Origin of the sequence: Mycobacterium sp. (assembly GCF_035603715.1) — a bacterium.
GTDB lineage: Bacteria > Actinomycetota > Actinomycetes > Mycobacteriales > Mycobacteriaceae > Mycobacterium.
Window position 1 is genome coordinate 1 of sequence record NZ_DATNJW010000366.1, and the last position, 10,711, is coordinate 10,711.

The window sequence follows — 10,711 nt, forward strand, 5'->3', positions numbered from 1 at the left end:
AGTTGTCCGTGCAAACTCAATAATACATACCAAATGACGGATTACAAGCTAAATAGGGTATTTGTAGTCTTGTAGCTCTGATCAACGCATCCGCGCGTTCCGATGCTCACACGGATGCCTTCCGGATTCGACGGCCCACATCGGCGAGCACCATCGACAGCCCGTCGGCGGCGCGATCCACGGCGAACGAATCTGCGTAATGACGCGCCGCCGCTGCACCGCGCAAGGTCGCGGTGAGCGGATCTGCCAGTTCATCGAATGCGGCAGTCAGCCCTGCCACGTCGTCCACCGCGATCGGGGGAAAGACCGGGGGCTGGTATTCCGGTAAGCCGCCGACCGGTGAGACGATCGGCATGACGCCCAGATGCATCGACAGCATCTGCACGCCACTTTGTGACGCAACACGGTAGTGCGCAACCGAACCCTTCGCTGCGGCCAGTGTGGAGACGACGTCCTGATAGCGGTAATTGCCGGGGCGCCAACGGACGTAGGCCGGAAGGGTCCGGATGACCAGCGGACCGTTACCGATCAGCAGCAGCTCGTCTCCGCGCCAGCTGCCTCCGTCAACATGTCGCTGCCAGGCTTCGAGGACAACGTCGATATTTTTTTGCGAGCCCAGCTGGCCGGCCACGACGAAATCGTGCCGCTCTTCGGGGCCGGCGAAAGGAGGAACCAGCGCGGGATCCAGGTCGCTGCAGAGCGGCAACACGTTAACGGGGGTTCCAGCCACGTCGCGGCGGATAGCGACAGCAATAGCGGCGTAGTTGCTGTAGGTCACGGTGGCCGCGGAGCGAGATGCCCAGCGGTCAAACATGGCGCGCGCGAAGGCTCGCCGCCGTCGACCGCCTTCCTCGCGCCGCTCGTCGTGCACAAGCTGGATACGTGGGGTGCGCCCGGCCAGCGCGATCCAGCGAGGGTCGCGAACCTGCTCGGCGATCACGACGTCTGGCCGATGCTCACGTATTCGGCGCCAGGCAGCCAGCCACGTCGACGCCGTCCGGAACCTCAGATCGAGAACCATCTCGTAGTCACGTCGCGCATCTGACTCCGGATGGCGATCCGTGGTCACCAACAGCACGTCTATACCTCGCGCACGAAGCGCTTCGGCCTGCACCCGCGCCAGCGGACGCATCAGCGGCGAAAGCCACGCCACCCGAAGTGGATTCGCGCCTTCAACACGTTCGCGCGGGATGCCGGCACCGGTCAATGTCGTCACCTTGTCATGCTCTCGCCTGCGGTCGGTGTCGCCGCGAGCACGTTTGGGCGCAACGTTCGATAAGTAGTCATGGCTATTTGACCCCATCACCGTTGCTCACCAACGCGATTGAGCTCTGCAAGGTTCGGGGAAAGATCAGTTGGCCGCCCCACTCGCCGATATAGCTGAGCTTCTCGACCAAATCGGCCTCAAGATCCCACGACAGCGCCAATACGACATCGGGATGGTCGTTACCGATGCGCTTCGGGTCGTACGTCGGAATCCGCGTGCCGGGCGTGAAGCAGCCATGCCTGTACGGATTGCGGTCGACGACGTAGTCGAGGAGATCACTGCGAATCCCGCAGTAGTTGAGCATTGTTGTACCGGTGCCTCGCGCCTCATAGCCGACCACACGCTTGCCCTCGGCGCGGCACTGAAGCAGGAATCGTAACAGGTTGTGGCGCAACGACTCACTGTGCGGTCGCAGCTGCATATAACCTTCGGCGCGGTGCAATCCCGCGGCTTTCTCGAGGCGCAGCACCTCGACGGCCCGATCATTGGGTGGCGCGGCGATTCGCGCAGGACGAGCCCAGATGCGAAGAGAACCGCCGTATGTCGACAAGAGCTCGGCGTCGACGACTGACAGACCGGCGGTGGCCAGCGCGCGTGTCGCCGAGAGTAGCGTGTAGTACTGAACGTGTTCGTGGTCGATTGTGTGAAACTGACTGTCACGTACCAGCTTCAGCGCATGGTGCACCTCTATGCTCAGCCATCCATCGTCGGCGAGGAGTGTTCGCAGGGATCGCGTGAAAGCCCTCAAATCCGGCACACGGGAGTAGATGTTGTTCGCTACCAACAGATCTGCTGGACCGTATTCGCCGCGCACCTTTCGTGCCAGTGACTCATCCAAGACGTCTGAGACCGTGGGCACACCGCGCTCGCGTGCGATGACGCCCACATTCACCGATGGCTCGATCCCCAGGCAGGGTATGCCCCTGGTAGCCGCATGTTGGAGCAGGTAGCCGTCATTGCTGGCGACCTCCACCATGAATGACTCGGTCGAAAGGCCGAGCCGCTTGATGGCGTCGCCGACAAACCCCCTCGCGTGCTGTACCCAGGCGTCCGAAAACGAAGAAAAATACGCGTGTTCAGTGAAGGCTCCATGCGGCCAGACAAGCGCCGGTATCTGTAGCAATAGGCAGTCCTCGCATACCCGCAAGTGCAGCGGGAAATTCGGTTCTGCCAAATCAAGTTCTCCGGGCGTGAGGAACTTGTCACAGGGCGGGGTTGCGCCGAGGTCCAAAACGCTTCGCAGTCGACCCGAATCACACAAACGGCAATGCAACTGAGCCACAGCCGCCGGCGCGCTTTCCTCGATGTCGCCCTTCATGTCACACCGAGCCCGGACCGCGGCGGGGGCACACCGCGGCCCGGACGTTTCAGGGAGGTCCAGCCCAACTCGCGAGTTCCGCGATCAGCTGCTGGCGATGCAGCGAGGGCACTAGCGGCCAATTGGCGGGACATCTCACCGTGCTTGCCATCGGTAGAAAGACGTTGGCGCCGGCCACGATTGAGGCCTTTTTCTGCCCGGGCGGCGACAACTCGCAGGCCACCCGGAGCTAACTCACCCCTGGCCACTCAATATGCCCCGTCGCGGGCTAAGACGGCCTTGAGAGTCTTAGCGATAAGCAGAAAATCGCTCGCCATCGACCAGTTGTCGACGTACGACAAGTCCAGACGCATCGATTCATCCCACGGAAGGTCCGAGCGGCCATTTACCTGCCATAACCCGGTAACGCCCGGCTTGACCAAAAGTCGCCGGTGGACATCGCCGTCGTATGTCATCACTTCTCGTCTCAGCGGCGGTCTTGGCCCGACCACACTCATGTCCTGCTTGAGCACATTGATGAATTGCGGTAACTCATCGATGCTGAGTCTGCGGAGGATTCTGCCAACCGGAGTGACGCGGGGGTCATCACGAATTTTGAACAAAACCCCGCCTTGGCTTTCATTCAGAGACAGCAACTGCTGAACTTGCCTGTCGGCACCGTCTACCATCGTTCGGAATTTGAGCATGGTAAAAGGTTTTCCATCCAGACCGATCCGCTCGGACGGGTAAAAGACCGGGCCTTTGCTTGACAGTTTGACAGCGATGGCCGCTGCAATGAGTAATGGCGACGTACCGATCAGGGCGGCCAGTGCGAAGCCAAAGTCGAAGGCGCGTTTTTGGAAGCGTTTGGCGCCCTCGTACTGCGGTTTTTCCACATGCAACAACAAGAAGCCGCCGAAGGGCCGAAGCGCCAGCCGGCCCTCCGCGACATCCATCACTCCGGGAGCGACCACCAGATCGACATCCATCGTCTCCAGCCGCCACATCAATTGTTTGAGCCCCTGTCCGCCCAAACGTTCTGTGCCCGTCAACGCGACGGTGTCGGCGCCGCATTGTCCGATCGCGGCCACGGCGTGCGCCTCGTCTCCGAGAATCGGGATCTCCCGGCCGTTGACCAGAAGGGTCTTGCCGCGCGACGGTCCGTACCCTGGGATACCGGCCCCGACCACGACGTAGCCATCCCGAGGATTGCGGGTCAGTTCCTGCGCCAGCTGAGCGACTGCCTTACGATCTCCAATTGCCAGTACCATTGTCTGATATTTGCCGGAGGTTCGCTTGCCGGCGATGTAGTAGCGCCACATTGCACGGCTCACCAGCAACCCGATCGTGCCCACCGGTAACGCGACGGCCAAGTACCCACGGGCTAGGAATATCTTCGCCAGCAGATTCACGATCGCAATAATTCCGAACGTCCAAAATGATGCGTTGATGATCCGCCGATATTCCTCGATTCCGCCGCCGATGACACGAATCGACCTGGTGCGCAACATCGCGATCGACGACAGCCACAATGCCGCGAATAAAACGGAAAACAGCGTCAACACCTCGCCGCTGTAAACCGAATCGTGTGGCGAGTCGCCGAATCGGATGTACTGGGCGAGCCCTACCGATGCGCAAACGATAAATGTATCGGTGATTCGCAAACGTCGCGAGTATTGATGCTGCCAGCGCCGCGCAGTGGCAGCTTTGAAGGTCGGAACCGGACGAACCAATTCAATCGGTCGGCCGGTTCGACTGGGGCGGGTCTTTATGCTTGTGACAGTCATGCGGGCCTGGTCTCTCGGTTGTACGTCACCGGTCGTGAATAGTCGGATGCGAGCGCGTCGTGGCTCGTAGTCGCCCTGGCATATCGCTTACCGATTACGGTGGTGCCGTCCGTGGATTCATTTCGTCCGGTCGGCAACTTGCCGATCGTCGCCGTGACGCTCCTCATCGATGCGAGCAGCGGCCAGTTGGCGTCTTTTTCAGAGATCACGCTGACCGCCAATGGCCACTCGATCCCGAATTCTGGTTCGTTCCAACGGAATCCCTGCTCTTCGGTGGCTTCACAGACCTCGCTGACTTGGAAAAGGACCTCTGTGTTGTCAGCAAGAGTTTGAAAGCCGTGCGCAACGTACGCCGGCAGAAACAGAGCGCGGCGATTGTCGGCACTCAGCTGAACCATGACGTGCTTGCCGTAGGTCGACGACTCCGGACGTACGTCGACGGCCGCGCCGACGATTGCACCCCGGGTGCAGCGGACCAGCGTGGCCACGGCGTTCGGAGCAACCTGACGGTGGATGCCTCGCAAAGTCCCTCTGGCATAGTTATAGGAAACGCTCGTCTGCGCGACGTTGAAGCGCAGTCCGTGCTCGGCGAATTCGTTGCTGCAGAATATATTTGAGCAGAATCCGCGATCATCGCGGTCCGGTTCGATATCGATGATCGTTACTCCGGCAACGTCAGTGGGCATGTACCTCACTCGTGCCCTCCCTTCGAAAAAAGGCCGCCTCCGAAAAACGTTGGGGCAGGACGGCAAATCAAACCGCCCTCGGTACCGCTGACCAGCGCTCGCATAGTGATGTTCCTTCGTCGCCCGGTACTGGCCTGCGCTAGTTCACCGAGTAATCGGATCCGGAATGCAGCACGGACTTCTCGATGGTGAAACTTCCGGCATAGCGGGCGCGGCACTGCACTGCCCCGACACGCATGAAGGCGACGAACGCTTCGTCGGCAAACCATCCGCGCCCGGCTCGGGACGGATAGCACTGCGGGGTCGCGGCCGGAGCGCCTACGAGACTCAAACCGTCCATCAGCATATTGGTCAGTATACATACTTTTGGGATGTTGTTAAGGCTTTGCGTGAACCTTTGGTATCGCTGGATCATCGCAAGCTCCCCGGTGCCTCAACCGGCGGATACCGGCCGTTGCACCATGGGCGGGCGGAAGTTGTAGCGGGCAGCCAAGGGCGAACTGACGCCCACCCGCTGCGCTGAAGTCGTCGGCGGAACGGCCATCGGGCTCGTCGGATTGGTTGGCACCACTGGCGTTGTCACGCGCGCTCCGCCAGGCAACGCCGAGGGAACCTGGCTGAATGCCGGCGCCGCGGAGGTCCAGCCCTGGGGCACGGACATTGCTCCGAGCGACGCTGCCCGACCCGTGGTTGCGGTTACCGCTGTACCGCCGAAGCCGGGTGAGCTCAACGCACCTGCTCCTGAACCGACGCCGGTGCTCATCACCGATCCGGACATCTGGAAGCTCTGGGCAATTGTGGCGGTTGCCGGGCCGAACGCATTCATCAGCGAGCCCGCCGAGCCGAGCATGGAGACGCCCGAGGTAGCCATCGTCGCGGACGAGGCAGCGCCGGAGACCAGGCTCGTCCCCGACGCCACTGCGGACGACGACGTCACGGAGGAGAGCGGCGACGTCGAAGTCGTAGACGACGCGATCGTTGATGCGAAACCCGGCAGAGCACCAGGCACCGCCGTGGAGCTCAACGGTGCCACCGTCTGGGCCCCCGTACCGGCCGAGGTACTAGCAGCTTGTGTCACCGCAGCGGCCATCCCGCCAACCCCAGAGGGGTTGGTGGTTTCCAGCGGAGTCGTGAATGGCGTCAGGGCCGATGCTGCCGATGACGCGCCGGCGTAGCCGTACATCGCCGTGGCATCCTGCGCCCACATCTCGACGTAGTGAGCCTCAGTGGCCATGATCGCCGGGGTGTTTTGACCGAAGAAGTTCGTCGCGACCAGCGCGAGCAGCAACGCGCGGTTGGCCGCTATCACCGGCGGCGGCACCGTCATGGCGAACGCAGCCTCGTAGGCGGCGACGGCCGCCGTGGCCTGCGCGGCTGTTAGTTCAGCCTGCGCGGCGGTGGCGGTGATCCATGACACGAAGGTGGCGGCTGCGGTCGCCATCGATAGAGAGGAGGGGCCCAGCCACGACGACGTCAGGTCTGAGACCGTAGATCCGTAGCCGACCGCCGCCAAGTACAGGTCGTCCGCCAATGCGTCCCAGGCCGCTGAGGCAGCTGTCATCGGCCCCGCGCCGGGCCCCGCATACATCAGTCCGGAATTGATTTCCGGCGGAAACATCGCGAAGTCGAGCATCTATGTTCCGCCGCATCTGGTGGCACCGGCACTGCCGGCGTTGTGAGCGACAGCCGACCACGCAGGCCGCGCCGAGGCGCTCCCAGCGCGCCGCGCGAGCCTTGATCTGGTCAGACCGGTAACCCGCATAGTAAGCATATTACATACTATTTGGATGATGCATAGCTCTCTGCAGACTATTAGTCGTCAGAGCTTGCCAGGCTCGGTCTAACACTGTTAACTTGGATTCACCACAAACCGAATGATATCGACTCGGCTCGTGCAGCGGACGTGCCGCGTCGATCGGCCCTTGAAGATCGCTATTGAACTACGCTTGTAAAACAACGCCTCGAGACCTAGGGGCCCGTTGTCAAACTATCGCGGCGGAGCATTACTAGGTGGACCAACCATGACGGAGACAACCGACACCCGGGCGGATACCACCCGCCAGCAGATTCTGCGTGCCGCCGCACGCCAGTTCGCGCGGCTTCCCTACCACCAAGTCGGCCTTGACGACGTGCTTGCCGAGGCCGAATTGACCAAGGGCGCAATGTATTTCCACTTCCGGTCCAAGCATGCGCTGGCGCTGGCCGTCATCGACGACCAGACCACCCGGTCCACCGAAGCGGTCGCCGACCTGCTGGCACGAAAATTCTCCGGGCTCGAGACGCTGATCGATTTCTCCTATCAGCTGGCCGTCGGCGACATGACCGACGACATTTCCCGGGCGGCGTTGCATCTGCTCGAGTCGATCGGCCGGATCGAGGATCTGCAGGCGACGTTGCTCAAAGCATGGACCGACACCCTCGCGCAATCCGTCCAGACCGCCATTGGCGAGGGGGACGTATATGAGGACTGCGACCCGCACGACGTGGGACGTCTGCTGGTGTCGATCTACATGGGACTGCGCCAGGCCAGCAACCTGGACGAACCCGAGCGATTCCTTCGCGACCTCGAGAGCGCCTGGGCCTTGACGCTGCCCGGCTTTGTGCGTCCCGACCGGATCGATTACTTCCGTCAGTTCATCAAACGTCGGACGAACATCGCGGTCGGGAGTACGTCCGCGCTAGTGGGTTCGAGGTGATCACGAGGTCGACCAGCAACCGGTGATTGATGACCCGGCCCGCTGCCCTGTTAGTCTTTTTTGCCAAGTCAGGATTGTTGCGATGGCCATGGTCCGGAAGCTCAGCGCACAACCGGAACTCCGGAGGTAATAGGCGATGGCCCGCCAGGTTCGATCGGAAGCGACGCGGCGAAAGATTCTCGACGCCGCGGTCGAGGTGTTCAACGAGGTCGGATTCGCGGCTGCCGATCGGGGCGCGATCATCGAGCGCACCGGAATGACCAAGGGCGCCTTCTACCATCACTTCGACTCGATGGAGTCGCTGGCGTCAGCAATCATCGAGGACGGCGCTAACCTGGTGGTCGCCGAATTGAGCACGATGTCGGACTCGTTCTCTCCGGCGCTGGAAAATATCCTGCACGGCACGTTCGTCACTGCGGATCTGTTCGCCACCAACACGGTTGTGCGCACCGCCGAGCAGTTGAGTCTCGCGTTCGGCAAATTCAACGAGACGGCCGGCGCGGCCTACACGGCCTGGATCGAGTCGATGACGGCGCAGACGAGCAGGGCTATCGCCGAAGGCGACATCCAATCAGAACTTGACCCGAGAGCGGTCAGCGAAGCGATCATCGGCGCGACGTTCGGCACCCGGATGATCTGCCAGGCGACCACCGACGGCACCGATCTCGTTCGACGACTGACCGAGATATGGGAGCTGCTGTTCCCCGCCATCGTGACCGAGACGTCGCTGGGCTACTACCGTGAATTCCTGGCCCGCGAGGCGCTGCGCCACGTCGAGCACGACGGCTCCTGACTCCAGCAGCGACTAGTGCTCGTTCGCCCAGAGCTCTTCGGTGAGATCCTGGAACGTTGCCAGCGCGATCGCATCATCGGCACGCCGTAGCGCTGACCTGCTCATCAGTGCCCGCACGGTCGAGCCGTCTTTGTGCGCGAGCTCGACGACCATGTTGGCCAGGCCGTCGACAACCGAGAGCACCGATTCCGTTTCCAGCGCGCCATGGAAGATGTCGTGGAACCTCAGCGCCACGACCTCCTCCGCATCACGGCCGACCATGTCGGCGAAGGCCGTGTTGGCGAACACGATGGTGCCGTCCTGCAGGACCGCCAATGTGGGGACCGGGATGCGCTCCAGTAACACCAGCGCCGGCAACTGCGACAGCACTTCCATCGGCGGTCGGCTGGCCGGCGCGGTTCGTCGTCGCTCCACCGCTTGATTATTGTCCATCGCGGTGTGCATTGCCGAATCGGCGACGACAGTCGTGTTTTGCGGCGAGCCTGCGGATAATGACACGCTGGACAGATGGCGGCTTGCCGACATGTACGGCTGTGCCAACCAGCGGCCAGCGGCGAGGAGGTTCGATGACGACGCGCGGCGAATCAGCGGTCCTCGTCCTGGCGGCCGGGGCCGGCACCCGGATGCGCTCGGATACCCCTAAGGTGCTGCACACGTTGGCCGGCCGCAGCATGCTGGCACATTCGCTGCATGCGATCGCCAAGATGGCGCCGCAACACCTGGTGGTGGTCCTCGGCCGTGATCACCAGCGCATCCAAGACGCGATCGGTGAACTGGCCGAAACCCTTGGGCGCCCGATCGACACCGCAACGCAGGACCAGCAGCTCGGCACCGGCCACGCGGTGCTGTGTGGGCTGTCGGCGTTGCCCGACGATTTCCGCGGCGTCGTTGTCGTCACCGCCGGCGACGTCCCGCTGCTCGATGCCGACACGCTGGCCGATCTCGTAGCCAGCCACAATTCGCACGGCGCGGCGGTCACCGTTCTGACCACGACGCTGAGCGATCCGACCGGCTACGGCCGCACGTTGCGCACCCAGGACAATGAGGTGATCGCGATTGTCGAGCAGGCTGACGCGACGCCGTCACAGCGGGAAATCCGCGAAGTCAACGCCGGCGTCTACGCCTTCGATATCGCCGCGCTGCGATCGGCCTTGAGCCGGCTGTCCGCGGACAACGCACAACAGGAGCTGTACCTCACCGACGTCATCGCCATCGTTCGACAGGACGGCCAGGTGGTGCAGGCCAGGCACGTCGACGACAGCTCGCTGGTGGCCGGCGTGAACAACCGGGTGCAGCTTTCCGAACTGGCCGCCGAGCTCAACCGCCGTATCGTCTCCGCCCATCAGCTGGGCGGCGTCACCGTCGTAGACCCGGCGACCACCTGGATCGACATCGACGTGACCATCGGCCGCGACACCGTCATCCAACCCGGGACGCAGCTGCTCGGGAGCACCCGCATCGGCGGGCACTGCACCATCGGCCCGGACACCACGCTGACCGACGTCGCGGTCGGTGACCGCGCATCGGTGGTGCGGACCCACGGCACCGACTCGTCGATCGGTGACGGCGCGGTGGTTGGGCCGTTCACCTACCTCCGGCCCGGCACCGTGCTGGGCGCCGAGGGCAAGCTGGGCGCATTCGTCGAAGCCAAGAACTCCACGATCGGCTCCGGCACCAAAGTGCCGCATCTGACCTACGTCGGTGACGCCGACATCGGCGAGCACAGCAATATCGGCGCTTCCAGCGTCTTCGTCAACTACGACGGCACATCCAAGCAACGCACCACGGTCGGTTCGCACGTGCGCACCGGCTCCGACACCATGTTCGTCGCCCCGGTCACCGTCGGCGATGGGGCCTACACGGGAGCCGGCACGGTCGTGCGCGACGACGTTCCGCCCGGTGCGCTGGCGGTGTCCGGTGGCCAGCAGCGCAACATCGAGGGCTGGGTCGTGCGTAAAAGGCCCGGTAGCGCGGCCGCAAAGGCCGCGGAGAAGGCGCGCGCAGCCGATGCCGAGCCACCCCCGACGGAGACAACATGACGGCGAGGGAGCAGCGCAGCAGCGATTCGCTACCTATTATTCAGTGGCGAGCCATGCAGAGGCGCATCATTCACAGGCAATCAATTGGGTAACCATCCGATCCGAATCGGCGAGGGCGACAGATGAGCTACGACTGGACCGATAAC

Annotated in this window: 10 protein-coding genes; 3 read left to right on the forward strand and 7 right to left on the reverse strand. The window is 62.7% G+C overall.

All coding sequences use genetic code 11. From position 1 onward, the window contains the following. Nucleotides 1–106: 106 nt before the first annotated feature. The 6 genes from VN856_RS15120 to VN856_RS15145 form a co-directional block, all read right to left on the reverse strand. A complete protein-coding gene (locus tag VN856_RS15120) occupies nt 107–1,153 on the reverse strand; it encodes a glycosyltransferase (RefSeq protein WP_325690405.1) in 1,047 nt (348 codons plus the stop codon). A 136-nt stretch (nt 1,154–1,289) separates the two neighbouring features. Beyond that, entirely contained in the window at nt 1,290–2,540 is a 1,251-nt protein-coding gene (locus VN856_RS15125; RefSeq protein ID WP_325690406.1) for a class I SAM-dependent methyltransferase, read from the reverse strand. 293 nt (nt 2,541–2,833) lie between these two features. Continuing rightward, nucleotides 2,834–4,351, reverse strand: coding sequence for a sugar transferase (locus VN856_RS15130; RefSeq protein WP_325690392.1), 1,518 nt, complete (start codon nt 4,349–4,351; stop codon nt 2,834–2,836). Further along, nucleotides 4,348–5,103: a dTDP-4-dehydrorhamnose 3,5-epimerase family protein gene (locus VN856_RS15135; protein ID WP_325690394.1), complete on the reverse strand. Its 756-nt coding sequence runs from the start codon at nt 5,101–5,103 to the stop codon at nt 4,348–4,350. Before VN856_RS15135 ends, VN856_RS15130 begins: the two co-directional genes overlap by 4 nt. A gap of 73 nt (nt 5,104–5,176) precedes the next feature. Next, on the reverse strand, nt 5,177–5,383 hold the full coding sequence (locus VN856_RS15140) for a hypothetical protein (RefSeq protein ID WP_325690396.1): 207 nt from the start codon (nt 5,381–5,383) through the stop codon (nt 5,177–5,179). A gap of 87 nt (nt 5,384–5,470) precedes the next feature. Then, a complete protein-coding gene (locus VN856_RS15145; protein WP_325690398.1) occupies nt 5,471–6,670 on the reverse strand; it encodes a PPE family protein in 1,200 nt (399 codons plus the stop codon). A 388-nt stretch (nt 6,671–7,058) separates the two neighbouring features. Here VN856_RS15145 and VN856_RS15150 point away from each other — a divergent pair, with 388 nt between their 5' ends. Further along, on the forward strand, nt 7,059–7,733 hold the full coding sequence (locus VN856_RS15150; RefSeq protein WP_325690400.1) for a TetR/AcrR family transcriptional regulator: 675 nt from the start codon (nt 7,059–7,061) through the stop codon (nt 7,731–7,733). A 136-nt stretch (nt 7,734–7,869) separates the two neighbouring features. After that, nucleotides 7,870–8,526 (forward strand): TetR/AcrR family transcriptional regulator, encoded by a 657-nt coding sequence (locus tag VN856_RS15155; RefSeq protein ID WP_325690402.1) that lies wholly within the window; start codon nt 7,870–7,872, stop codon nt 8,524–8,526. A gap of 12 nt (nt 8,527–8,538) precedes the next feature. Here VN856_RS15155 and VN856_RS15160 read toward each other — a convergent pair whose 3' ends face one another. Continuing rightward, entirely contained in the window at nt 8,539–8,901 is a 363-nt protein-coding gene (locus VN856_RS15160) for a PAS domain-containing protein (RefSeq protein ID WP_325690407.1), read from the reverse strand. 191 nt (nt 8,902–9,092) lie between these two features. On the opposite strand from VN856_RS15160, the gene glmU reads away from it, so the two are divergent. Beyond that, nucleotides 9,093–10,565, forward strand: a complete 1,473-nt coding sequence (gene glmU, locus VN856_RS15165; RefSeq protein WP_325690403.1) for a bifunctional UDP-N-acetylglucosamine diphosphorylase/glucosamine-1-phosphate N-acetyltransferase GlmU — start codon at nt 9,093–9,095, stop codon at nt 10,563–10,565. The last annotated feature ends 146 nt before the right edge of the window (nt 10,566–10,711 follow it).

What these genes read in the sequence shown, in the direction of transcription:
- VN856_RS15130 (WP_325690392.1), bottom strand. Translation starts at nt 4,351, where the DNA reads ATGACTGTCACAAGCATAAAGACCCGCCCCAGTCGAACCGGCCGACCG.
- VN856_RS15140 (WP_325690396.1), bottom strand. Translation starts at nt 5,383, where the DNA reads ATGCTGATGGACGGTTTGAGTCTCGTAGGCGCTCCGGCCGCGACCCCG.
- VN856_RS15145 (WP_325690398.1), bottom strand. Translation starts at nt 6,670, where the DNA reads ATGCTCGACTTCGCGATGTTTCCGCCGGAAATCAATTCCGGACTGATG.
- VN856_RS15150 (WP_325690400.1), top strand. Translation starts at nt 7,059, where the DNA reads ATGACGGAGACAACCGACACCCGGGCGGATACCACCCGCCAGCAGATT.
- VN856_RS15155 (WP_325690402.1), top strand. Translation starts at nt 7,870, where the DNA reads ATGGCCCGCCAGGTTCGATCGGAAGCGACGCGGCGAAAGATTCTCGAC.
- VN856_RS15160 (WP_325690407.1), bottom strand. Translation starts at nt 8,901, where the DNA reads ATGGAAGTGCTGTCGCAGTTGCCGGCGCTGGTGTTACTGGAGCGCATC.
- glmU (WP_325690403.1), top strand. Translation starts at nt 9,093, where the DNA reads ATGACGACGCGCGGCGAATCAGCGGTCCTCGTCCTGGCGGCCGGGGCC.